The 21,507-nt window shown below is 73.0% G+C and carries 21 protein-coding genes and 1 tRNA gene; 12 read left to right on the plus strand and 10 right to left on the minus strand.

The window, feature by feature from the left end; genetic code table 11:
• Positions 1–185: 185 nt before the first annotated feature.
• The 3 genes from AB0D48_RS07760 (at position 186) to AB0D48_RS07770 (ending at position 2,253) form a co-directional block, all read left to right on the plus strand.
• The gene (locus AB0D48_RS07760; protein WP_069920377.1) at positions 186–1,358 is read left to right on the plus strand and encodes a helix-turn-helix domain-containing protein; all 1,173 of its coding nucleotides are present in this window, start codon (positions 186–188) and stop codon (positions 1,356–1,358) included.
• Positions 1,359–1,483: 125 nt separating this feature from the next.
• The gene (gene orn, locus AB0D48_RS07765; protein ID WP_362391928.1) at positions 1,484–2,086 is read left to right on the plus strand and encodes an oligoribonuclease; all 603 of its coding nucleotides are present in this window, start codon (positions 1,484–1,486) and stop codon (positions 2,084–2,086) included.
• Positions 2,087–2,180: 94 nt separating this feature from the next.
• Positions 2,181–2,253 (plus strand) — tRNA-His (locus AB0D48_RS07770).
• A 64-nt stretch (positions 2,254–2,317) separates the two neighbouring features.
• Here AB0D48_RS07770 and AB0D48_RS07775 read toward each other — a convergent pair.
• Positions 2,318–3,349: a LacI family DNA-binding transcriptional regulator gene (locus AB0D48_RS07775; protein WP_362391930.1), complete on the minus strand. Its 1,032-nt coding sequence runs from the start codon at positions 3,347–3,349 to the stop codon at positions 2,318–2,320.
• A gap of 163 nt (positions 3,350–3,512) precedes the next feature.
• Here AB0D48_RS07775 and AB0D48_RS07780 point away from each other — a divergent pair, with 163 nt between their 5' ends.
• The 4 genes from AB0D48_RS07780 (at position 3,513) to AB0D48_RS07795 (ending at position 7,942) form a co-directional block, all read left to right on the plus strand.
• A complete protein-coding gene (locus AB0D48_RS07780; protein ID WP_362392296.1) occupies positions 3,513–4,790 on the plus strand; it encodes an extracellular solute-binding protein in 1,278 nt (425 codons plus the stop codon).
• A gap of 85 nt (positions 4,791–4,875) precedes the next feature.
• Positions 4,876–5,781 (plus strand): sugar ABC transporter permease, encoded by a 906-nt coding sequence (locus tag AB0D48_RS07785; RefSeq protein ID WP_362392299.1) that lies wholly within the window; start codon positions 4,876–4,878, stop codon positions 5,779–5,781.
• Complete coding sequence (locus tag AB0D48_RS07790) at positions 5,778–6,602, plus strand: carbohydrate ABC transporter permease (protein WP_362391932.1); 825 nt, start codon at positions 5,778–5,780, stop codon at positions 6,600–6,602. The genes AB0D48_RS07785 and AB0D48_RS07790 overlap by 4 nt, the downstream gene beginning before the upstream one ends.
• On the plus strand, positions 6,599–7,942 hold the full coding sequence (locus AB0D48_RS07795) for a GH1 family beta-glucosidase (RefSeq protein WP_362391934.1): 1,344 nt from the start codon (positions 6,599–6,601) through the stop codon (positions 7,940–7,942). Before AB0D48_RS07790 ends, AB0D48_RS07795 begins: the two co-directional genes overlap by 4 nt.
• A 109-nt stretch (positions 7,943–8,051) precedes the next feature.
• On the opposite strand, the gene AB0D48_RS07800 is transcribed toward AB0D48_RS07795, so the two are convergent.
• The 4 genes from AB0D48_RS07800 to AB0D48_RS07815 form a co-directional block, all read right to left on the minus strand.
• Positions 8,052–8,345, minus strand: a complete 294-nt coding sequence (locus AB0D48_RS07800; protein ID WP_362391936.1) for a DUF3303 family protein — start codon at positions 8,343–8,345, stop codon at positions 8,052–8,054.
• A gap of 81 nt (positions 8,346–8,426) precedes the next feature.
• Positions 8,427–9,089, minus strand: a complete 663-nt coding sequence (locus AB0D48_RS07805; RefSeq protein ID WP_362391938.1) for an NAD(P)-binding domain-containing protein — start codon at positions 9,087–9,089, stop codon at positions 8,427–8,429.
• A 168-nt stretch (positions 9,090–9,257) separates the two neighbouring features.
• Positions 9,258–10,643 carry a HAMP domain-containing sensor histidine kinase gene (locus AB0D48_RS07810; protein WP_362391940.1) on the minus strand — a complete coding sequence of 462 codons (1,386 nt, stop codon included), beginning with the start codon at positions 10,641–10,643 and terminating at the stop codon, positions 9,258–9,260.
• 7 nt (positions 10,644–10,650) lie between these two features.
• The gene (locus AB0D48_RS07815) at positions 10,651–11,340 is read right to left on the minus strand and encodes a response regulator transcription factor (protein WP_362391942.1); all 690 of its coding nucleotides are present in this window, start codon (positions 11,338–11,340) and stop codon (positions 10,651–10,653) included.
• A gap of 79 nt (positions 11,341–11,419) precedes the next feature.
• Between AB0D48_RS07815 and AB0D48_RS07820 the strand changes: the two genes are divergently transcribed.
• Positions 11,420–11,959, plus strand: coding sequence for a hypothetical protein (locus tag AB0D48_RS07820; protein WP_362391944.1), 540 nt, complete (start codon positions 11,420–11,422; stop codon positions 11,957–11,959).
• A 5-nt stretch (positions 11,960–11,964) separates the two neighbouring features.
• On the opposite strand, the gene AB0D48_RS07825 is transcribed toward AB0D48_RS07820, so the two are convergent.
• The 3 genes from AB0D48_RS07825 to AB0D48_RS07835 form a co-directional block, all read right to left on the minus strand.
• On the minus strand, positions 11,965–12,594 hold the full coding sequence (locus AB0D48_RS07825) for a class I SAM-dependent methyltransferase (protein WP_362391946.1): 630 nt from the start codon (positions 12,592–12,594) through the stop codon (positions 11,965–11,967).
• A gap of 143 nt (positions 12,595–12,737) precedes the next feature.
• On the minus strand, positions 12,738–13,547 hold the full coding sequence (locus AB0D48_RS07830) for a fused MFS/spermidine synthase (RefSeq protein WP_362392302.1): 810 nt from the start codon (positions 13,545–13,547) through the stop codon (positions 12,738–12,740).
• A 204-nt stretch (positions 13,548–13,751) separates the two neighbouring features.
• Complete coding sequence (locus AB0D48_RS07835) at positions 13,752–14,162, minus strand: hypothetical protein (RefSeq protein ID WP_362391948.1); 411 nt, start codon at positions 14,160–14,162, stop codon at positions 13,752–13,754.
• A gap of 280 nt (positions 14,163–14,442) precedes the next feature.
• Here AB0D48_RS07835 and AB0D48_RS07840 point away from each other — a divergent pair, with 280 nt between their 5' ends.
• Positions 14,443–15,753 carry a tetratricopeptide repeat protein gene (locus tag AB0D48_RS07840; protein ID WP_362391950.1) on the plus strand — a complete coding sequence of 437 codons (1,311 nt, stop codon included), beginning with the start codon at positions 14,443–14,445 and terminating at the stop codon, positions 15,751–15,753.
• 329 nt (positions 15,754–16,082) lie between these two features.
• Here AB0D48_RS07840 and AB0D48_RS07845 read toward each other — a convergent pair whose 3' ends face one another.
• Positions 16,083–16,679, minus strand: a complete 597-nt coding sequence (locus AB0D48_RS07845) for a histidine phosphatase family protein (RefSeq protein ID WP_362391952.1) — start codon at positions 16,677–16,679, stop codon at positions 16,083–16,085.
• A gap of 152 nt (positions 16,680–16,831) precedes the next feature.
• On the opposite strand from AB0D48_RS07845, the gene AB0D48_RS07850 reads away from it, so the two are divergent.
• The 3 genes from AB0D48_RS07850 to AB0D48_RS07860 are packed head-to-tail and all read left to right on the plus strand — an operon-like array spanning position 16,832 to position 20,909.
• Positions 16,832–18,010, plus strand: a complete 1,179-nt coding sequence (locus tag AB0D48_RS07850; RefSeq protein WP_362391954.1) for a hypothetical protein — start codon at positions 16,832–16,834, stop codon at positions 18,008–18,010.
• On the plus strand, positions 17,998–19,581 hold the full coding sequence (locus AB0D48_RS07855; RefSeq protein ID WP_362391956.1) for a hypothetical protein: 1,584 nt from the start codon (positions 17,998–18,000) through the stop codon (positions 19,579–19,581). The genes AB0D48_RS07850 and AB0D48_RS07855 overlap by 13 nt, the downstream gene beginning before the upstream one ends.
• Positions 19,578–20,909, plus strand: a complete 1,332-nt coding sequence (locus tag AB0D48_RS07860) for an AAA domain-containing protein (protein WP_362391958.1) — start codon at positions 19,578–19,580, stop codon at positions 20,907–20,909. Before AB0D48_RS07855 ends, AB0D48_RS07860 begins: the two co-directional genes overlap by 4 nt.
• Before the next feature lie 12 nt (positions 20,910–20,921).
• On the opposite strand, the gene AB0D48_RS07865 is transcribed toward AB0D48_RS07860, so the two are convergent.
• Positions 20,922–21,395, minus strand: a complete 474-nt coding sequence (locus AB0D48_RS07865; RefSeq protein WP_362391960.1) for a MarR family winged helix-turn-helix transcriptional regulator — start codon at positions 21,393–21,395, stop codon at positions 20,922–20,924.
• Between the last annotated feature and the right edge of the window lie 112 nt (positions 21,396–21,507).

Consider the following 21,507-nt stretch of genomic DNA (forward strand, 5'->3'; position numbering starts at 1 on the left):
CGAATGCTTTTCGCCAAGTTGAGAAGTCGACATAGCGCTGCGTGCTGAACTTGTCACGCCGACACCACGGGACGCAGTAGATTCGATCATGTATTTACGGCGGGGGATCCACGTGCAAGGCCGAGGGGAAACGTGCAGGTGCGACCAGACCAAGGAGTCGCGACACCCAAGGGGGGCTTAGCGCCATGAGCCAGGATTCCACCGCCGTCGTCGCAGACGCCGGCCGGAAGCTCGCGGGGCGTCGCCGCAGGGAGATCGTCGCGGTGCTGCTCTTCAGCGGCGGACCGATCTTCGAGAGCTCCATTCCACTTTCCGTGTTCGGCATTGACCGGCAGGACGCGGGAGTTCCACGCTACCGATTGCTCGTGTGCGCCGGTGAGGACGGTCCGCTCAGGACCACCGGCGGACTCGAACTGACCGCGCCGTACGGGTTGGAGGCGATCGCCCGGGCAGGCACGGTCGTCGTGCCCGCATGGCGTTCCATCACTTCACCACCGCCCCCGGAGGCGCTCGACGCACTGCGTCTGGCGCACGAGGAGGGAGCCCGGATCGTCGGACTGTGCACGGGAGCCTTCGTGCTCGCCGCCGCCGGTCTGCTGGACGGCCGGCCCGCGACGACGCACTGGATGTACGCGCCGACGCTGGCCAAGCGGTACCCGTCCGTCCATGTCGATCCGCGCGAACTGTTCGTCGACGACGGCGACGTGCTCACGTCCGCGGGCACGGCGGCCGGCATCGACCTCTGCCTGCACATCGTCCGCACGGACCACGGCAGTGAGGCGGCCGGGGCCCTGGCCCGCCGGCTCGTCGTACCGCCACGCCGTACGGGCGGCCAGGAGCGCTATCTCGACCGGTCGCTGCCGGAGGAGATCGGCGCCGACCCGCTGGCCGAAGTCGTCGCCTGGGCGCTGGAACACCTCCACGAGCAGTTCGACGTCGAGACCCTGGCGGCCCGCGCCTACATGAGCAGGCGCACCTTCGACCGCCGGTTCCGCTCCCTGACCGGCAGCGCGCCGCTCCAGTGGCTGATCACCCAGCGGGTGCTCCAGGCACAGCGGCTGCTGGAGACCTCCGACTACTCGGTCGACGAGGTCGCCGGCCGCTGCGGGTTCCGGTCGCCGGTCGCCCTGCGCGGGCACTTCCGGCGGCAGCTGGGATCCTCCCCGGCCGCCTACCGCTCCGCCTACCGGGCACGGCGGCCGCAGGCCGACGTGGCCCAGGTGTCCCAGCTCTCGGAGAGCCCGGTCCCGCACCAGCGCACTCCGCAGCCCCAGCGGGCGGCGGCGGCCCTGGCCGCGGCGGGCCCGACGGTGACGGAGCTGTACGCCCCGGGCCGGGTCCTGCGGGAACACGCGTAACCCTCACAACGGGTACGGCATGGAAGGTCCTCCATCGGTCACCGCCGATGGGGGACCTTCCGCGTATGCGATCAGCGCCCCGGGAGGACACCCCCAGGGCCTGGGAACCGCATAAGGTGGGACACATGAACGATCGCATGGTGTGGATCGACTGCGAGATGACCGGGCTCTCGTTGACGGACGACGCACTTATCGAGGTGGCCGCACTGGTCACCGACTCGGAGCTCAACGTGCTCGGCGAAGGCGTGGACATCGTGATCCGCCCGCCGGACGCCGCCCTGGAGACCATGCCCGACGTGGTGCGCGAGATGCACACGGCTTCCGGACTGCTCGACGAGCTGGCCGGCGGGACCACCCTCGCGGACGCCGAGGCCCAGGTCCTGGCGTACGTTCGGGAACACGTCAAGGAACCCCGTAAGGCCCCGCTGTGCGGAAATTCGGTCGGCACCGACCGCGGCTTCCTGCTGCGCGACATGGCCGCGCTGGAGAGCTACATGCACTACCGGATCGTGGACGTGTCCTCGGTCAAGGAGCTGGCGCGCCGCTGGTACCCGCGGGCGTACTTCAACAGCCCCCCGAAGAACGGCAACCACCGGGCGCTCGCGGACATCAAGGAGTCCATCGCCGAGCTGCGCTACTACCGGGACGCGGTCTTCGTCCCGCAGCCCGGACCCGACTCGGACACGGCCCGGGCCATCGCCGCCAAGTACGTCCTGCCCGCCGAATAGCCTCTCCGGAGCGGGGGCGGCGAAAGGGGGGAGCGAGCACCCTCCCGGACCCTGTACCCTTTTCTTCGGCCGGTCGGTTCTCCGACCGGACATGGTGGGTGTAGCTCAGTTGGTAGAGCACCTGGTTGTGGTCCAGGTGGCCGCGGGTTCAAGTCCCGTCACTCACCCTGCGAGGAGGCCCCGGTCCGCGGAAGCGGACCGGGGCCTCCTGCGTTGCGTCCCGGGCACGCTTCAGGACGATTCCCTGACCACCAGCCGGTTCGGCAGTACGACGGCCGTCGCCTCGCCGTCCGGTTCCCCCGAGATCCTCTCCAGCAGCACCCGCGCCATGGTCCGGCCCATCTCCTCGATCGGCTGCCGGACGCTGGTCAGCGGCGGGTCCATGTGCCGGGCCACCACCGAGTCGTCGAAGCCGACCAGCGCCACGTCCTCCGGGATCCGGCGCCCGGCCGTGCGCAGTTCCCGCCGGGCGCCCGCGGCCATCACGTCCGAGGCCGCGAAGACCGCGTCGAGCGCGGGGCGGCGCTCCAGCAGCTCCCGCATGGCCCGGCGGCCGCCGTCCTCGGTGAAGTCGCCGACGGCGATCAGCGTCTCGTCGACGGCGTGCCCGGCGGCGGCCAGGGCCTGCCGGTAGCCGTCCAGGCGGCACTGGGCGCCGTACACGTCCAGCGGGCCGGTGATCGTGGCGATCGCGCGGCGTCCCCGTCCGAGCAGGTGGCGTACGGCCTCGGCGGCGCCCGCCAGGTTGTCGGAGTCCACGGACGGCAGGGTCTCGGCGGCGGAGCGGCGGCCGCTGATCACCGTCGGGATGCCGAGCTCGGCCAGCAGCTCGGGCAGCGGGTCCCCGGCGTGGACGGAGACGAGGAGCACTCCGTCGACGCGGTGCCCCGACAGGTACTGGGCGAGGCGTCGGCGCTCGCGCTCGCTGCCGGCCAGCGTGAGGACCAGCTGGACGTCGGTCTCGGCGAGCGCGGCGCCGACTCCGCGGACCACGTCCGAGAAGTACGGCTCGGCGAAGAAGCGGGCCTCCGGCTCGGGGATCACCAGGGCGATGGCGTCGGTCCGGTTGGCCGCGAGGGCGCGGGCGGCGCGGTTGGGCACGTACCCCAGCTCCGCGACGGCCGCCTCGACGGCGGCCCTGGTGTGCTCGCTGACCTTGGAAGAACCGTTGATCACCCGGGAGACCGTGCCGCGCCCGACCCCGGCGCGCGCCGCGACCTCTTCAAGGGTCGGCCGTCCCCCACCGCGCGCATGCCCGTTCATGGCTTCCTCCCGGATGTGAATCTACCTCTTGACGACCGTGGGAGCGCTCCCACACTGTGACACACGACAACCGGCACGTCTCCGTCCTTCAGGGAGGATGCACATGCGAGCCCACACCCGATCCCGAAGAGCCCTCGCCACGGCCGCCACGGCGGCGGGAACGATGGTCCTGCTCCTCGCGGGATGCGCACAGGACCCGGAGGAGGGCCCGGAGAAGGGCGCTCCGGCCGGAGGCAAGGCACAGACCACCATCACCGTCGGGGTGTTCGGGGCCTTCGGCCTCCAGGAGGCCGGCCTCTACGACGAGTACATGGCGCAGAATCCCGGGATCCGGATCGAGCAGACCTCGATCGAGCGCAACGAGAACTACTACCCCCAGCTCCTCACCCACCTGGGCACCGGCAGCGGACTCGCCGACATCCAGGCCGTCGAGGTCAACAACATCGCCGAGATCACCTCCACCCAGGCCGACAAGCTGGTGGACCTGGGCAAGGCACCGGGGGTGGACAAGGCCTCGTACCTGCCGTGGAAGTGGGCGCAGGGCACGGCGAGCGCGGCGAAGGGCGGCGCCACCGTCGGCCTCGGCACCGACATCGGGCCGCAGGGGATCTGCTACCGCAAGGACCTCTTCGAGGCGGCGGGGCTGCCGGGCGACCGGGCGGCGGTCGGGGCACTGTGGGCGGGCGACTGGAACAAGTACCTGGAGGCGGGCAAGGCCTACAAGGCGAAGGCGGGCGAGGGGAAGGCCTTCGTGGACTCCGCCTCGGGCGTGATGGCGGCGGTGACCGGGAGCAGCGCCCAGCGCTTCTACGACGAGCAGGGCAAGGTCGCGTACAAGACCAATCCGGCGGTGCGCGGTGCCTTCGACCTGGCGGCCTCCTTCGCCACGGAAGGGCTGAGCGCCAAGCTCCAGCAGTTCACCCCGGCCTGGGACCAGGGCTTCGCCAACGGCTCCTTCGCGACGGTCTCCTGCCCGGCCTGGATGCTCGGCTACATCCAGGACAAGGCGGGTCCGGCGGGCAAGGACAGGTGGGACGTGGCGCAGGCGCCGAAGCCGAGCAACTGGGGCGGATCGTTCCTGGTGGTGCCGAAGGCGGGCAAGCACACCGAGGAGGCGGCGAAGCTGGCGGCCTGGCTGACGGCTCCCGCGCAGCAGGCCAAGCTCTTCGAGAAGCGGGGCAGCTTCCCGAGCGCGAGCGCCGCGTACAAGCTGCCGACGGTATCGGGCGCGCAGCACGCGTACTTCGGCGGCGCCCCGATCGGTGAGATCTTCGCCAAGGCGGCCGAGGGGGTGCCGGTGACGGTGGTCGGTCCGAAGGACCTGGTGATCGCGCAGAACCTGGCGGACATCGGGATGCTGCAGGTCGACCAGAAGGGGCGCAGTCCGCAGGAGGGCTGGGAGGCCGCCGTGAAGGCGATCGACAACGCCCTGGACCAGTGAGGCGCCGGTGACGGACGAAACGGCTGTCCTGTCCCCCTCGTCCTCCCGCTCCGCGCGGGGGGACGAGGGGGGCGGCCGGGGCCAGGTGTGGCGCTCGCGCCGCTACCGCTGGGACCTGCGCTGGAGCCCGTACGCCTTCGTGGCGCCCTTCTTCCTCTTCTTCGCCGCCTTCGGGCTGTTCCCGCTGCTGTACACGGGCTGGGCGGCGCTGCACCAGGTGGAGCTGACCGATCCGGACTCCATGACGTGGGTGGGGCTGCGGAACTTCACCCGGCTGTGGGACGACGCGTTCTTCTGGAACGCGCTGCGCAACACCGTGACGATCGGACTGCTGTCCACGGTGCCGCAGCTGGCGATCGCCCTCGGCCTGGCCCATCTGCTCAACTACAAGCTGCGCGGCTCCGCCTTCTTCCGGGTCGCGGTGCTCACCCCGTACGCGACCTCGGTGGCGGCGGCCACGCTCGTGTTCGTGCTGCTCTTCGGCCGGGACTACGGGATGGTCAACTGGGCACTGTCCACGGCTGGTTTCGACGCCGTCGACTGGCAGAGCGGCACCTTCGCCTCCCAGTTGGCGGTCTCCACCATCGTGATCTGGCGGTGGACCGGCTACAACGCCCTGATCTACCTGGCGGCCATGCAGGCCGTGCCGGGCGAGCTGTACGAGTCGGCCGCGCTGGACGGGGCCTCGCGGTGGCGGCAGTTCCTCCACGTCACCGTGCCCTCGCTGCGGCCGACGATCTTCTTCACCTGTGTGGTGTCGACGATCGGGGCGACCCAGCTGTTCGGCGAGCCGCTGCTCTTCAACGGCGGGGCGGGCGCGACGGGCGGCTCGGAGCACCAGTTCCAGACGCTCGGGCTGTACCTGTACGAGCAGGGCTGGGTGAACCTGCACCTGGGGCGGGCCTCGGCCATCGCGTGGGCGATGTTCCTGATCCTGCTGGTCATCGCGGGCGCGGCGCGGCTGCTGCGCGGAAGGGAGGGTTCCCGATGAGATCCCTGCGCGCGGGCAGGCTCACGTACGCGGTGCTCGTCCTGTTCACGGCCGGCTCGCTGTTCCCGCTGGTGTGGACGGCGATCGCGGCCTCCCGCAGCAATACGAGGCTTGCGCAGACCCCGCCGCCGTTCTGGTTCGGCGGGAACCTGGCCCGCAACCTGCGGGTCGCGTGGACCGACGCGAACATGGACGCGGCCCTGCTGAACACGGTGATCGTGGCGGGCACCGTGGCGGCCGGGACGGTCGTCTTCTCCACCCTGGCCGGTTTCGCCTTCGCCAAGCTCCGCTTCCGCGGCCGCCGGCTGCTGATGTCGCTGGTGATCGGGACGATGCTGATCCCGCCGCAGCTGAGCGTGGTCCCGCTGTACATGCTGATCGCCCAGCTGTCGTGGACGGACCGGCTCCAGGCGGTGATCCTGCCGACCCTCGTCTCCGCGTTCGGGGTCTTCTTCATGCGACAGTACCTGGCCCAGGCACTGCCGTCGGAGCTGGTGGAGGCGGCGCGCACGGACGGCGCGAGCTCGCTGCGCATCGTCTGGCACGTGGTGTTCCCGGCGGCCCGGCCGGCGATGGCGGTGCTGGCCATGCTGACCTTCGTCATGGCCTGGAACGACTTCTTCTGGCCGATCGTCGCGCTGACCCAGAACGGCAGCCCGACGGTGCAGGTGGCCCTGACCGGGCTGGGCCGGGGCTACGTCCCCGACCAGTCGGTGATCATGGCGGGTGCGCTGCTGGGCACGCTCCCGCTACTGCTTGTGTTCCTCGTCTTCGGCCGCCAGATCGTCGGCGGCATCATGCAGGGAGCGGTCAAGGGATGACGGACATTCGGTTCCCGGGGGACTTCCTCTGGGGCACGGCCACGGCGGCCTTCCAGATCGAAGGCGCGGCCGGACTGCGCGGGCCGTCCATCTGGGACACCTTCTGCCGTACGCCGGGCAAGGTGTACGGCGGCCACACGGGCGAGGTGGCCGTGGACCACCACCGGCTGTGGCGGGAGGACGTCCGGCTGATGGCCGGCCTGGGGCTCGGGGCGTACAGGTTCTCGGTGTCCTGGCCGCGCGTGCTCTCCGGCGGGATCGGCTTCTACGACGCGCTCGTCGACGAGCTGCTCTCGTACGGGATCCAGCCGTGCGTGACCTTGTACCACTGGGACCTGCCGCAGGAACTGGAGAGCGCGGGAGGATGGCCCGAGCGGGAGACGGCGTACGCCTTCGCCGGGTACGCCGAGCAGGTCGCGAAGACCCTGGGCGACCGGGTGGAGCTGTGGACCACCCTCAACGAGCCCTGGTGCAGCGCGTTCCTCGGCTACGCCTCCGGGGTGCACGCCCCCGGCCGGACCTCCGCCGCCGATTCGCTGCGCGCCGCCCACCACCTCAACCTGGCGCACGGCCTGGCGGCCGCCGCCCTGCCGGCCTCGGCGCGGACCGGGATCGCGCTCAACGCGAGCGCGGTACGGCCGCTGACCGGCTCGGCGGCCGACCTGGACGCCCGCCGCCGGATCGACGCCCTGGCCAACCGGATCTTCACCGGGCCGCTGCTGCGCGGGGCCTACCCGCAGGATCTGCTCGCGGACACCGCCGCCGTGACGGACTGGTCCTTCGTCCGCCCGGGCGACGAGGCGCTGATCCACCAGCCCCTGGACTTCCTCGGCGTGAACTACTACACCCCGGCGGTGGTTTCGGCGGCCCCCGGCGGGAGCGGCCCCCGCGCCGACGGCCACGGGGCCACCGAGCACTCCCCGTGGCCCGGCGCCGCCGCGGTGGCCTTCCACCAACCCCCGGGCGAGCGGACCGACATGGGCTGGTCGATCGACCCGACGGGCCTGTACGACCTGCTGATGCGCTTCACCGAAGAGGCACCCGGGCTGCCGCTGCTGGTCACCGAGAACGGGGCCGCGTACGCCCCGGACGTGCACGACCCCGAGCGCATCGGCTACCTGGAGGGCCACTTGTCCGCCGTCCACCGGGCCCTAGCGGACGGTGCCCCGGTGAAGGGCTACTTCCTGTGGTCGCTGCTGGACAACTTCGAGTGGGCCTACGGCTACAGCAAGCGCTTCGGCATCGTCCACGTGGACTACGAGACCCAGGCCCGCACCCCGCGCTCCAGCGCCCACTGGTACGCCCGACTGGCCCGCAGCGGGGTCCTCGGGGCGCGGTGACGCACCCGGCCGGGCGGTGGCGTACCCGGCCGGGCGGTGGCGTACCCGGCCGGGCGGGGGCCGTACCCGATCGGGCGGAACCGCGGGGGAAGGACGGGTACGACGGGTGCTAGGACTGCACCGCCGCCAGGGCCTTCGCCAGCTCCTCCGCGTTCATGACCGGACCGACCTCGATCTCGGCGTTGAACTCGTGGAACAGGTCCCAGGTCAGCGACGGCATCTGCGCGCTGTCCTTGAGGTCGAAGACGATCCAGCAGGAACGCACGCCCTCGTGCAGTCCGAAGTAGGCCGCTTCCGGCTTCACCTTGTCCATCAGCGTCTTGATCGCCTGGGGCAGGGCGCCGGTCGTGATGCCCTCGTTGGTGGCGGCCGTGTCCATGTGGGCGCGGAGCATGACTTTCATGCGTGGCTCCTTCCGTCAGGCCCACCCTCGGCGCGGGCCGGGGGCGCGGCAACATTTGCGCCCCCGTCCGTGCGGAGACCGTCAGGCGCCCTGGATGTGGAAGTTGAAGTCGGTGTGGCCGAGGGCGCCCATCAGACGGAGCCAGACCGGGAGCAGCATCTCGGTGCCGCGCGCCGTCTCGATGCCGCCGAGGTCGAGGATGCTCCGCTCCGCCCAGCCGAAGGAGTGGAGCAGCTCGCGTACGGCCTTCTTCGCGTCCGCGTCCTCGCCCGAGAGGAAGACGTGGTGCTCGCCCGCGACCCGGGCCGGGTCGACCATGATCCGGCAGTTCATCGTGTTCAGCGTCTTGACCACCCGCAGCCTGGGGAAGGTGCGCTGGATCAGCTCGCCCAGGCTGTCGGCGTTCACCGGGTCCAGGCTCGGCGGGAACCCCTGAGAGAAGTCGAGCGGGTTCGCGATGTCGATCAGGACCTTGCCGTCGAGGTGCGCGGCGTCCGCCTCCGTCAGGGCGGCGATGCTGACCTGCCCGCCGGTGGCGTTGACCAGGGTCTCGCCCTCCCGCGCCGCCTCCGGGAAGGCGGCGAGCCGCACCTGCGGCTGCGCCGCCTGCCAGTCGGCGTACTCGTCGCGGGCCGCGGTGGCGGCAGGGTCCCGGGTCCCGATGACCACATCGTGGCCGAGGTCGGCGAGCCGGGCGGCCACCGTCCGGCCGACGATCCCGGTGCCGAGGACTGCGTAGTGCATGCCTGATTCCTTCCGGTCAGCGGTGCTCAGCGCCAGGGAGCGCTGCCTGCTCCAGGATCCCCACGTCGTAGAGGAACCGATACCGGTTCGGGTCGTCCGGCAGGAACCAGTGGAATCCCCGTACGGACGTACGCCCACGAGGCGCGCCCGCGGTCCTCCCCCGTTACGTCAGTTGCTGCGCCGCTTGCGCCGGCCGTGCCGGGTGCGCACCCCGCCCGTGCGGCTGCGGGTCCGGCCGTCCAGGGCGATCCAGACCCGCACTTCGGTGCCCCCGAGCACCGAGCGCCCCAGCCGGACGTCGCCGCCCGTCGATTCCGCGACCCTGCGCACGATGTCCAGGCCGAGGCCGGTCGAGCCGTCGCGGGCGCCGTCGTTGCCGCGGCGCAGGGCGGCATCGGGGTCGGCGATTCCGGGGCCCGCGTCCGAGACGAGCACGATGACCGCGTCCGAGGCGTCGTGGACGTCGACGGCGAAGGGGGTGCCCTCGGGGGTGTGCCGGAAGACGTTGCCGAGCATGGCGTCGAGGGCCGCGGCGAGTTCGGGCCGCGCCACGGGGATCCGTACCGTACGGTCCACCCCCGCGAGCCGCACCTCGCGGCCCTCGTCCTCCGCGAGCGCCGACCAGAAGGCCATCCGGTCGCGGATCACCTCGGAGGCGTCGCATCCTGCGCCGGCTCCGGCGCCCGTGGTGGCGGGGGCGCGCTGTTCCCGGGCCGTACGGATGATGGTGTCGACCTCGCGCTCCAGCTGCTCCACCGCCGCGCGGGTCTGCTCGGCGGCCGGACCGTCCCCGAGCGAGGCCGCGTTGAGCCGCAGCACCGTCAGCGGCGTCCGCAGCCGGTGCGACAGGTCGGCGGCCAGTTCCCGCTCGTTGGCGAGGAGTTCCACCACCTGGTCCGCCATTGCGTTGAACGCAACGGCTGCCGACCGGAGTTCCTTCGGGCCGCCCTCCGGCACCCTGGCCCCGAGCCGGCCTTCGCCCAGCTGGTGCGCGGCGTCCGCGAGCCGCTCGGCGGGCCGTACCAGCCGGGCGCCGAGCCGGTCGGCGACGGCCACCGAACCCACGATCAGCGCCAGTGCGACGCCCGCGAGCACCAGCCAGGCGGTCGCGACGCCGTTGCTGACCTCGCTCTCCGGTACGAAGACCTCAACCACCGCGATGTCGCCGGAGCCCAGGGCGGTCGGCTGGAGCAGCGCCGAGCCTCCGCCCGCCACCTTCGTCGTGGTGGCGCGCCCGATCCGCCGGGTCTCGGCGACGGCGTGCTCGCCCGCCCGGCCCTCGCCGATGTCCACCGGTTCGCTGTCGCCGATCGCGGGCACGTGGACGGCCATCCGCCGGGCCGCGCCCATCTGTGTGGACTCCACCGCCTTGCGGAGCTGAGCCGGGTCGGTGGTGATGGACAGGGTCGGCCCGATGGTGGCGGCCTGCCGCTCGGCGTTGGAGAACGCCCGGTCGCTGGCCATCTCCTGGACGACGAGTCCGAGCGGCACGGCGAAGGCCACGACCACCATGGCCGTGACCGCGAGGCACACCTTGACCAGGGCCCACCTCATCGCGGCATCACCGGGGCGGCTCCAGCTTGACGCCCACACCCCGCAGCGTGTGCAGGTAGCGGGGGCGGGCGGCCGTCTCGCCGAGTTTGCGGCGCAACCAGGACAGGTGGACGTCGATGGTCTGGTCGTCCCCGTATGACTGCTGCCAGACCTCGGCGAGCAGCTCGCGCCGGGCCACGACCACCCCGGGCCGCCCGGCGAGGAAAGCCAGCAGGTCGAACTCCCGCCGGGTGAGGTCCAGCACCGTCCCGTCGAGCTCGGCCTGGCGGCGCAGCGGGTCGATGGCCAGCCCGCCGACGCGCAGGACGCGCGAGGGGGGCTCCGCCCCGGCGGCGGCGCGCGAGCGGCGCAGCACGGCGGCCATCCGGGCCGAGAGGTGTTCCACGGAGAAGGGTTTGGTCAGGTAGTCGTCGGCGCCGTCGTTGAGCAGCCGGACGATCTCCGCCTCGTCGTCGCGCGCGGTCGCGATGATCACCGGTACGTCGGTGATGCCGCGCAGCATCTTGAGCGCCTCCGACCCGTCGAGGTCGGGCAGTCCGAGGTCGAGGATGACCACGTCGAAGCGGTGGTGGGCGACCTCGCGGAGGGCCTCCAGAGCGGTGCCGACGCTCCGCACGGTGTGCGAGGCGTCGGTCAGGTGCCGGATGAGGGCGGAACGTACGAACTGGTCGTCCTCGACCACGAGCACACTTGCCATGGCCCGCACGGTAGCCCATCCGGGGGACCCACCGGGGTGTCGGGACACTCTTGTGGCGGGTGGTGCAGTATGTCGCCTGATGCGAAGAGGACTTGTACACGCCATGGCTTGGACGCTGGCGACCGGGGCCGCGGTGACGCTGTCGTGGTGGGGCGTGCACACCGTCATGTCCGGCACGGCCTACGATCCCCCGCTCGCGGTGCCGCTGGCCACGCGGCCGCTGTCCTCCTCGACCCACCGGGACGGGCCCCCGCCCTCGTCCCCGGCGGCCTCGCCGAGCCCGTCGGAGTCGCAGTCGCAGAGCCCCTCGTGGTCCCCGTCGCCCTCCCCCGCCCAGTCCTCGCCGAAGCCGCCGCCGGGCCCGAGCCCGTACCGGCAGCCGGACGCGGGCGCCTCCGGGAACGTGAAGGCCTATCCCGTCTCCGGCGGCCGGGCGGTCTTCGACCTGGGCGCCTCCTCGGCCGAGCTGGTCTCCGCGACCCCGGCGGCCGGCTGGCGCATGCAGGTGTGGAAGCAGGACTTCTGGATCCGGGTCACCTTCACCCGGGAAGGCCGTGAGGTGTCGGTCTTCTGCACCTGGCACGACCACCCGCCGGCGGTGGAGATCGTCGACCCCTAGGGGCCCTAAGCCGTGGGGACCGTGCCCACCAGCACGAACTCGTTGTACGGGAAGACCTTGCCCATCGGGCGGGGGAAGGGGAAGGAGTAGGTGCGCCGCACCGCGATCCCGGCCCGGCCCGCGTGCCCGCGCAGCTCCTCGAAGCCGACCCAGCGGATGTGGGTGGCGTCGGAGCGGAAGCCGATCTCCTGCGGGGTGATCAGCACGACCTGGCCGCCTGGCTTCACCAGCGGAAGGTACTGGGCGAGCAGCGCGGAGGCGGTCTCCTCGTCGACGTGCTCCAGCACGTGCGCGGCCAGCAGGCTGTCGAAGGAGCCGGGCCCGCAGTCCGGGGCAGCGGCCAGCTGGTCGGGGGTGTAGGCGGTCAGTCCGCGCTCGCGGCAGGTCTGCACGGAGTGCGGGTTGTGGTCGACCCCGACGCTGTCCGGACCGCAGTTGAGCAGGTTCCGCCCCAGGCCGCAGCCTATGTCGAGGACCCGGCCGAGCCGCAGCCGCCGCAGGTTCCACCGGTACGGTGCCTGGGTGGGCAGCAACCGTTTGAGCCCGGAGTGCTCGAGGCGGGCGAGCCGCTCGGTGTAGTCGGACGTGGCGGTGCTGGGGGCGGGGGACCCGTGAGGTACAGGGGAATCAGACATCGTTGGCCGTCTCCTGAGCGCATCTTAGGAGGGGCAACCCTCCTAGGAATCAACACACTACGACGGAGCGCCGCCCACCGGGAGCCCTCTTCCGGTTCAACTTGATCAATTGGCCGGCCGCCGCCGGCGGGCTGCGGGAAGGGCTACCGGAAGACCGAGGGCGGCGGCTCCGGCGAGGCCACCGCCGAGGCGTCGGCGACCGGCACGGCGCCGCCCGTGAAGTCCGCCAGGGCCCGGCCGTGCTCGACCCGCCCCGGGTGCGGGTCGCTCGCGACGCGGCGGGTGAACTCCGCGACGGGCAGCTCACGGTCGGCCGCCACCAGCACCGCGTTGCCGAAGCGCTTGCCCCGCCACACCACCGGGTCGGCCGCCAGCGCCAGCTCCGCGAACCGGGACGCTGCCGTCGCGACCTGCCCCCGCAGATGCGCCAGCGGCGGACCGTCCGCGAGATTGGCCACGTACCAGCCGGTGGGCGCGAGGGCGCGGCGTACGTCGTCCAGGAACTCGGTGCTCGTCAGGTGCGCCGGGGTGCGCGCACCGCTGAACACGTCCGCGATCACCAGGTCCGCCCAGCCGTCCGGCACCTTGGCCAGGCCCGCCCGGGCGTCCACCGCGCGGACCCGGACCCGCGCCTGCGGATCCAGCGGCAGGTGTTCCCGTACGAAGGCGACCAGCTCGGCGTCGATCTCCACGATCTGCTGGGTGGAGCGGGGGCGGGAGGCGGCGGTGTAGCGGGCGAGGGTGAAGGCGCCCCCGCCCAGGTGCACGACGTTCAGGGGCTGCCGGGCGGGCGCGACGAGGTCGATCAGATGGCCGATCCGCCGCTGGTACGCGAAATCCAGGTACCCGGGGTCGGCCAGGTCCACGTGCGACTGCGGGGCGCCGTCGATCAGCAGGGTCCAGGCGTCGGCGCGCTCGCGGTCGGGCTCCAGCTCCGCCCGCCCGCCGGCCACCTGCCCGGAAAACGACTCGGAGCCGCCGCGCCCACGCTGCTCGGCCTTGCCCCGCTGGTCGGCCTTGCCCCGCTGCTCGGCCTTGCCCCGCTGCTCGGCCTTGCCCCTGCCCTTGCCTCTGTCCTTGCTCGCCACCCACCCATTGTCGCCGGTCAGCGGCAGTCGTCGGCGGGCCGTCGTCAGCGGCCGTCTCAGCGGCCGTCGTCAGCGGCAGTTGTCCGCGGCCTCGATCAGCCGGGCCGCCTCGCCGAGCGCCGCGCGCAGTACCTCGGGGTCGGTGACCGGCCCGACGGCCTCCGGCGGGAGCAGCCAGCCGGTGTCCCCCGCGACGGGTGAGGCCTGGTCGCCGAAGCGCATCCCCCGCCCGTTGGTCTGCGTACACGCGCTGCCCGGCAGGTCCCAGGCGTCGGCGGTGCCGGGCGGGACGAGGAAACCGAGGGTGTCGCCGGATCCGTCGTGCAGGACGGGCCCCACCCCGCCGGCCACCCGGCTCGCGGCCCGGCGGATGATGTCCACCGCCTCCAGCCCCTGCCGGGTGGGCACGGTCACCAGGTCCGGAGCGGCGGTCGCGGTCGCACCGGGGTCGGGCGCGGTGTTCGTTCCAATGCTCTCCATGCCGGCCTCCACCAAGGGAACCCCTCCTCGATCCGCGTACGAGCCGGGAGCGGTCAGTCACCTCCCACTCCGCAGGGGTTCAACGCACGGGAACGTCAACGGGTGCGGCGGCAAGACGCTGCAAAGGATGGCAGTTCATGGCGGATCGCGGGTGAGATATCCGTTTTGTAGCCAATAATTGCGTGAACGACCCCTCACTGGCGGTACGTTCATGCGCGCCGGGCCGCACCCTCACACGTCACGCACCGGCGCTGCGTTCCTTGCCAGAGAGGCCACGTCCATGGCGGCGTCCCCCCACTCACCCAACTCCACGTTCCGGCGGCTGCGCGGGCAGCACTCCCCGGCCGAGTTCGCGGCGCTGGTGCGCCGGGCGGCGAAGGAGATCGGAGAAACGGTTTCCTGCGACGCCCGCTACATCGGCCGCGTCGAGTCCGGCGAGATCCGCTGCCCCAACTACGCGTACGAGCGGGTCTTCCTCCATATGTTCCCCGGCCGCGCCCTGGCCGACTTGGGCTTCTCTCCGCGCGAGGCCGTACGCGGCCGCTCGGCGCAGCGCGACCCCCGCACCATTTCCCACCTCACCAGTTCCAAGGAGAGCGACGTGCTGCGTCGCGCGTTCATGGCGGGCGGCTCCGCGACCGTGGCGGCCGCGACGATCGGCCTGACCTTGCTCGGCGACACCCGCCGACTGCCCTCCCGCGCCGGCGAGTCCGAGGCCGCGGCCGTCGAGGACGCCGTACGCCAGATCCGGCTGCTCGACGACCGACACGGGGCCGACGCCCTGTACCGCAGGGCCGCCGAGCCGCTGCGGGCCGCCTACGCGCTGCTCGACGCGGGGGCGACGCGGCAGTCCACCGAGGACCGGCTGCACTCGGGCGCCGGTGAACTCGCCGTCTCCGTCGGCTGGCTGGCCCATGACTCCGGCCGGTTCGACGACGCCCGCTCGCACTATGCGGAAGCCCTCGCGACGGCCCGGGTGTCGGGGGACGCGGGCCTGGAGGCGCACGCGTTCAGCAACATGGCCTTCCTGGCCCGGGATTGCGGCCGCTCCCGCGAGGCGGTACGGGCGGCCCAGGCGGGCCGTCTCGCCGCCCGCTCGCTGGGCTCCCCGCGGCTGCTCTCCCTGCTGGCCCTCCGGGAGGCGGGCGGCTGGGCCGGCCTGGCCGACCGCAGGTCCTGCGAGGAGGCGCTGACCCGGGCCCACACCGAGTTCTCCCGGGGCGAGACGGGCGCGGATCCCGAGTGGATGTCCTTCTTCGGCGAGGCCGAGCTGGAATCGCTGGAGGCCAGGTGCTGGGCGGCGCTCGGCGAGCACGCCCGCGCGGCGCGGCACGCGCGCCGTGCCGCCGACCTCCAGGATCCGCACTTCGCCCGGAACGTGGCCCTCTACACCGCCGAACTCGCCGGTGACCTGGCGCACGCGGGAGCCCCCGACGAGGCCGCGTGGGCGGGCGGCCGGGTGCTGGACCTCCTGACCGAGGTCCAGTCCACCCGGGTCCGTTCCATGCTCTCGGACACGGCCCGCACCCTCGTCCCCCACCAGCGCTCACCCCGCGTGGGCGCGTTCCTCACCCGACACGCGACCGTCTGACGACACCGCCGGTGGCCGTGTTGCGGCGCCGCTGCTGGGCTCCGCCCCAGACCCCGCGCCCCCATCGCCGGCGGGGCCGGATTTGCCGGGCGGCGGCCCGGAGGCCCGTGCGTGCACATGCGAGCCGGCATCAGCCACATCCAGCCTCGCCGGCGATTGAGGCGCGGGGTGCGGGGCGGCGCCCCGGTCTTCGAGCCGCGTCGGCGAGGGAGGCGCGGGGTGCGGGCGGCGCCCCGGTCTTCGAGCCGCGTCGGCGAGGGAGGCGCGGGTGCGGGCGGCGCCCGCACCCGGGAGGCTCCGCGCAGCGGCCCCGCCCCCGCCCCGACCGGCTACGCGTCGAGGTGTCCCGTGTCGTTCCAGCGCTCCAGCGCAGGCGCTCCGTACGCCCACCCGAGCACCGACAGCGAGGTCGGCTCCAGCCGGATCCGGGCACCGAAGGAGGCCTCGAAGCCGAGCCAGCGCGCGGCCAGCGTCCGCAGGATGTGCCCGTGCGCGAAGACGAGGACATCGCGCTCCGCCGACCGCGCCCAGGCGACCACCTCGTCCGCGCGGGCCGCGACATCGGCGACGGACTCGCCGCCCGGGACCCCGTCCCGCCAGATGAGCCAGCCCGGCCGGACCGCCTGGATCTCGGCCGGAGTCATGCCCTCGTAGTCCCCGTAGTCCCACTCCATGAGCGCGTCCCACGGCTCCGCCTGGACGCCGAAGCCCGCCAGGTCACAGCTCTCGCTCGCGCGGACCAGCGGACTGGTGCGGACCTCCACCCCGGGCAGGCCCTTCCACGGGTCGCGGGCCAGCCGCTCACCGAGCAGCTCCGCACCCCGCTTGCCCTCCTCCAGCAGGGGCACGTCCGTGCGTCCGGTGTGCTTGCCGAGCTGGGACCACGCCGTCTGGCCGTGGCGGGCCAGCAGGATGCGGGGGGCCATGTGAGTTCTCCCGGTACGGTTCGTAAGAGTTCGCGCGCTTTTACGCTGATTCCGTCGTCCGTACATCATCCAACACATGAACGGCGGGCAACTCACCGCCGGTTTCCGCCGTAAGTCCACGATTGTCAGTGGCGGATGGGACACTTCCGCCCGTGAGCTCCTACCCGCCCAGCAGCGCTCCGCAGACGACCCTGCGGCAGCGGCTCGCCGGCCTGCGCGGTCCGGCCGTGCCGCCCCGCCCGCTCGACGCCCGGGCGCTGGCGGCCCTCGCCGCCAACCCCGGCTGCGGCAGACGCGCCCTGCTCGACGGCGCCGGCGTGGACAAGACCCTCCTCGCCTCTGCCCTCGGCTCCCCCGCCCCCTTCGGACAGTCACAGTTCGCCATCGTCCGCGGCAACTCCTTCGAGGCCAAGGTCAAGGGCGACGGCGGGGCCGAGCTCCTGCGGCTGGTGCACGCACACCTCGGCGCCGGGTCCGAGCCCCCCGGCCCGGCCGCCCGCGTCCCCGACCTGACCGCCGCCGGCCCCGAGGGCCGCGCCGCCCGGACCGCGCTCGCCCTGCGCGAGGCCACCACCGCCGGACGGGACACCGGGTCCTGGACCCTGCTGGACCATCCGATGCTTGCCCTGGAGGTGGCCGGCTCCCCCGCCTACCTCGAGCCGGACGCCGTCGTCGTGCATCCCGACGGCCGCTGGACCGTCGTCGAGATCAAGTCCTTCCCGATGATCGACGGCGCCGCCGACGCCGCGAAGGTGGGCGCCGCCGCCCGCCAGGCCGCCGTCTACGTGCTGGCCCTGGAGAAGACCGCCGAGAAGCTGGCCGGCGCCGAGGTCGGCCACCGCGTGCTGCTGGTCTGCCCCAAGGACTTCTCCAACCTGCCCACCGCCGCACCCGTCGACATCCGCCGCGAGCGCTCCGTGACCCGGCGCCAGCTGGACCGGCTGACCCGGGTCGAGGAACTGGCCGCGGCCCTGCCCGAGGGGCTCAGCTTCGACCCGGCGCGCACCGCCGAGGAGCTGGCCGACGCCGTCTCCGCGGTGGACGCCGCCTACGCCCCCGAGTGTCTGGCCGCCTGCGAGCTGGCCTTCCACTGCCGGGAGCAAGCCCGCGCCACCGACGAGGTGACCGCGCTGGGCCGTTCCGTACGGGGTGAGCTGGGTGCGCTGACCACCGTCGAGGCGGCCCTCGCCGCGGCCGCCGGGGCCGGCCGCGCCGAGGATCCGACCGCCGCGGCGCTGCACCGGGCGGCCCGGCTGCGCGCCGAGGCGCTGGAGTCCGCCGCCGCCCTTCCTCCGCATGACCTCCCGGAGGCTCCCGAATGCCCCTGCTGAGCACCCTGGCCCGGCTGGAGGCCGTCCGCGCGGGCCGCGCCCAGCCGCTCGCGACCGTCCGGCACCGCCACCTGAGCGAGAAGCCGATGGTCTTCGTACCGCTGACCACGGCCGGTGAGGCCGGGGCTCCGCTGGGCGCGATGGTCGGGACCGACCGGCACGAGCCGCGGGTGTTCGTGATACCCCAGCCCCGCGACCGGGACCTGCGCTGGACGTTCCTCGCCGACCTGGCGGTCCACGTGCTGGCCCACATCGACGAGTACGCGGACGCCGTGGAGCCGGCCGAGCGCAGCGAGACCGACCCGGAGACGGGCAAGAGGGTCAAGGTCGAGACCGAGCTGTGCGTGGACGCACCGCAGCTGATCGTGCCGAGCAGGGCGGGCATCGAGTACGTACGCCTGCTGGGGCGGTCGATGCGGTTCCGGCGGACGGCCGAGGAGGATCCGGAGAATCCGTATCCGGCGCCCGCGCGCGTGCCGATGCTCGGGCGCTGGTTCACCCACCTCGCCGAGCGCTCGCGGGTGCCCGGGTCCTCGATGCTGCTGTCGGCGACGGACCTGCTGTCCCGGCACTGGGCGACCGGCCAGAGCAACCTGGAGGACCAGCACCTGGGGGCGCTGCTGGGCTGGATCGACCCGCCCGCGGGCCGGTCCGGCGCCGAGGCGGCGCACGAGGCGGAGCTCCGCCGCGACAAGGACGGCCAGCTGCTCTGCCCGCCCGCAGGTCCCGCCACCGACCCGGCCTTCGACAACAAGCTGCTGGCCCCGGCGATCGCCCGTTACGACGCGGCGCGCGCGGCCCTGGCGGCCCGGCCCGAGGACGACGACCGTGAGGTACGGGCGGCCGAACGGGCCGTGCACCGCCTGGTCGTGTCCCAGATGTCGAGCACCTGGCGGATGACGTGGGAGGCGGTCGACCTGCTGCGCGGCCTGCCGCCGGGCGAGCGCGCGGACGAGCGCTGGACCCGCGACCGCTGGTCGTACACCGGCCACCGCGACCGGGTGCGGGCGGGCGAGCCCCCGCAGCCGCGCCGCGACGACGCGGTGACGGCGGCGCAGAAGCTGGCCACCCGGGAGACCGAGCAGGTACGGCTCGACGCCCAGGAGGCGCTGGACGACCCCCTGGTGATGGCGGGCCGGCGGCTGTCGGGCGAGGCCTTCGCCGGTGAGGTCACCGAGGTGGTGATGGAGTGGACGGAGTCGAAGCGGCCGAGCCCGCGCCCGCTGGTGACGGTGGCCACGGAGGACCGGCCTCAGCTCGCGGAGGGCGGCGGCGGGAAGGTGTTCCGCTCCCTGGACGGTCGCCCGCAGTCCGCCGCCTTCGTACGCTATGAGGAGGACGGGCAGCTCGTGCTGCGGCTGTTGGACAAGATGGGCCGCGGCAGGGATCCGGAGCCGGGCTCGGTGCCGGAGAAGGGCGACCGGGTGTGCTGGACGCTCTTCGAGCATGGCGCGCGCGGCGGCCCCAAGCTCCCGGACCCGGAGCAGACCCCGTGGACGCACGGCGGCCCGCCCGGACACCTGACCGCGCCCGCACTGCCCGACCCCGTGACCGCCGAGGACGTGCTGTGAACACCTTCGACCCGGGGGCCGCGGCCGCCCAGGCGACCGCCGCCATCCTGCACGACACCCTGCACGGGACCGAGCGGGGCGTGGTCGTCGACTCCCCGCCCGGAGCCGGCAAGTCCACGCTCGTCGTCCGGGCGGCCCGTGAGCTGGCTGCGGCCGGGCGCCGGCTGATGGTGGTGGCGCAGACCAACGCGCAGGTGGACGACCTGGTGCTGCGGCTCGCCGACAAGGACCCGGGGCTGAAGGTGGGCCGGCTGCACAGCAGCGACGGGGACGCTTACGACCCCGCGCTGCGCGAGCTGCCCTCGGTGACGCTCTCCGCCAAGCCGGGGGATCTCGCGGAGCTGCCGATCACCATCTCCACGGCGGCGAAGTGGGCCTTCGTCAAGGACGCGGAGCCCTGGGAGCACGCGATCGTCGACGAGGCGTACCAGATGCGCTCCGACGCGCTGCTGGCCGTGGCCGGACTGTTCGAGCGGGCGCTGTTCGTGGGCGACCCGGGGCAGCTGGACCCCTTCAGCGTGGTGGGCGCGGAGCAGTGGGCGGGCCTGTCCTACGACCCGTCCGCCTCGGCGGTGACCACCCTGCTCGCCCACAACCCGCAACTGCCGCAGCACCGGCTGCCGGTGTCCTGGCGGCTCCCGGCGACTGCCGCGCCCCTGGTCTCGCAGGCGTTCTACCCGTACACGCAGTTCCGCAGCGGCACGGGCCCGGGCGACCGGCGGCTCTCGTACGGGGTCCCCTCGGACGGGTCGGGCCCCGACCGGGTCCTGGACGAGGCCGCCGAATCGGGCTGGGGCCTGCTGGAACTGCCCGCGCGGCACACCCCGCGCACGGACCCGGAGGCGGTCCACGCGGTGGCCCTGGTGGTCCGCCGGGCCCTGGACCGCGGAACGGTGACCTCCGACGAGCGGTCCTCGGGGCCGGCCCCGCTGACGGCCGACCGCATCGCGGTGGGCACCGCCCACCGCGACCAGGCGGCCGCGATCCGCGCGGCGCTGGCCTCGCTGGGCGTCACCGGGGTGACCGTGGACACCGCGAACCGCCTCCAGGGCCGCGAGTACGACCTGACCGTGGTGCTCCACCCCCTGTCGGGCCGCCCGGACGCGACGGCCTTCCACCTGGAGACGGGACGGCTCTGCGTACTGGCCTCCCGCCACCGCCATGCCTGCGTGGTGGTGGCCCGGGCGGGCATAGCGGAACTCCTGGACGACCACCCCTCGACGGAGCCGGTCCAGCTGGGCGTGACGGTCAAGTTCCCGGACGGCTGGGAGGCGAACCACTCCATTTTGGCCCATCTCGCGGAGCACCGGGTGCACTGGAAGCCGTAGGGGCGGAAGGGCTCAGGCCTTCCGCTCGATGCCCATGCGGATGCGCAGGACCTCGCCCACCTCGGCGAGGGTGCGCAGTTGTTCCGGGGTCAGGATGTCGATGAGGTGCCGGCGTACGGACTCCACGTGGAGGGGGGCCGCCGACGTGATCATGCTCAGGCCGGGCCCGGTCAGGACCACCTCCGCGCCCCTGGCGTCGGCCGGCACCTCCTGGCGGCGGACCAGGCCCCGCTGCTCCATACGGGTGAGCTGGTGGGACAGCCGGCTGCGCGACCACTGCATCAGGACGGCCAGTGCACTGATCCGCATACGGTGGCCCTGGGTGGAGCCGAGCACCGACAGGACGTCGTAGTCGGCTTCGGAGAGGCCGCTGTCCTGGTTGAGGTCGCGCGCGATCCCGGCGTTGACCAGGGGGAACATCCGCCGCCAGGCGTACCAGGCGTCCATCTCGGGCTCGGTGAGCCAGCGGGGCTCGGGTGCGGTCATGGAGGCACTCTAATCAGATTGATGACACATCACCTATCTGGTTGACATGTCACGCACCGCCGGGTTTTATAGGTGACACATCAACAATCGCACCGAACGGGGAGCCCACTTC

Origin of the sequence: Streptomyces sp. NPDC048269, from assembly GCF_040652395.1 — a bacterium.
Taxonomy (GTDB): Bacteria; Actinomycetota; Actinomycetes; order Streptomycetales; family Streptomycetaceae; genus Streptomyces.

Excerpts from the sequence above, each read along its gene's own strand:
- AB0D48_RS07865 (WP_362391960.1), bottom strand. The coding sequence starts at position 21,395 with ATGACCGCACCCGAGCCCCGCTGGCTCACCGAGCCCGAGATGGACGCC.
- AB0D48_RS07815 (WP_362391942.1), bottom strand. The coding sequence starts at position 11,340 with ATGGCAAGTGTGCTCGTGGTCGAGGACGACCAGTTCGTACGTTCCGCC.
- AB0D48_RS07805 (WP_362391938.1), bottom strand. The coding sequence starts at position 9,089 with ATGCACTACGCAGTCCTCGGCACCGGGATCGTCGGCCGGACGGTGGCC.
- AB0D48_RS07825 (WP_362391946.1), bottom strand. The coding sequence starts at position 12,594 with ATGTCTGATTCCCCTGTACCTCACGGGTCCCCCGCCCCCAGCACCGCC.
- AB0D48_RS07810 (WP_362391940.1), bottom strand. The coding sequence starts at position 10,643 with ATGAGGTGGGCCCTGGTCAAGGTGTGCCTCGCGGTCACGGCCATGGTG.
- AB0D48_RS07800 (WP_362391936.1), bottom strand. The coding sequence starts at position 8,345 with ATGAAAGTCATGCTCCGCGCCCACATGGACACGGCCGCCACCAACGAG.
- AB0D48_RS07795 (WP_362391934.1), top strand. The coding sequence starts at position 6,599 with ATGACGGACATTCGGTTCCCGGGGGACTTCCTCTGGGGCACGGCCACG.
- AB0D48_RS07775 (WP_362391930.1), bottom strand. The coding sequence starts at position 3,349 with ATGAACGGGCATGCGCGCGGTGGGGGACGGCCGACCCTTGAAGAGGTC.
- AB0D48_RS07790 (WP_362391932.1), top strand. The coding sequence starts at position 5,778 with ATGAGATCCCTGCGCGCGGGCAGGCTCACGTACGCGGTGCTCGTCCTG.
- AB0D48_RS07840 (WP_362391950.1), top strand. The coding sequence starts at position 14,443 with ATGGCGGCGTCCCCCCACTCACCCAACTCCACGTTCCGGCGGCTGCGC.
- AB0D48_RS07820 (WP_362391944.1), top strand. The coding sequence starts at position 11,420 with ATGCGAAGAGGACTTGTACACGCCATGGCTTGGACGCTGGCGACCGGG.
- AB0D48_RS07760 (WP_069920377.1), top strand. The coding sequence starts at position 186 with ATGAGCCAGGATTCCACCGCCGTCGTCGCAGACGCCGGCCGGAAGCTC.
- orn (WP_362391928.1), top strand. The coding sequence starts at position 1,484 with ATGAACGATCGCATGGTGTGGATCGACTGCGAGATGACCGGGCTCTCG.
- AB0D48_RS07780 (WP_362392296.1), top strand. The coding sequence starts at position 3,513 with ATGGTCCTGCTCCTCGCGGGATGCGCACAGGACCCGGAGGAGGGCCCG.
- AB0D48_RS07835 (WP_362391948.1), bottom strand. The coding sequence starts at position 14,162 with ATGGAGAGCATTGGAACGAACACCGCGCCCGACCCCGGTGCGACCGCG.
- AB0D48_RS07845 (WP_362391952.1), bottom strand. The coding sequence starts at position 16,679 with ATGGCCCCCCGCATCCTGCTGGCCCGCCACGGCCAGACGGCGTGGTCC.
- AB0D48_RS07855 (WP_362391956.1), top strand. The coding sequence starts at position 17,998 with ATGCCCCTGCTGAGCACCCTGGCCCGGCTGGAGGCCGTCCGCGCGGGC.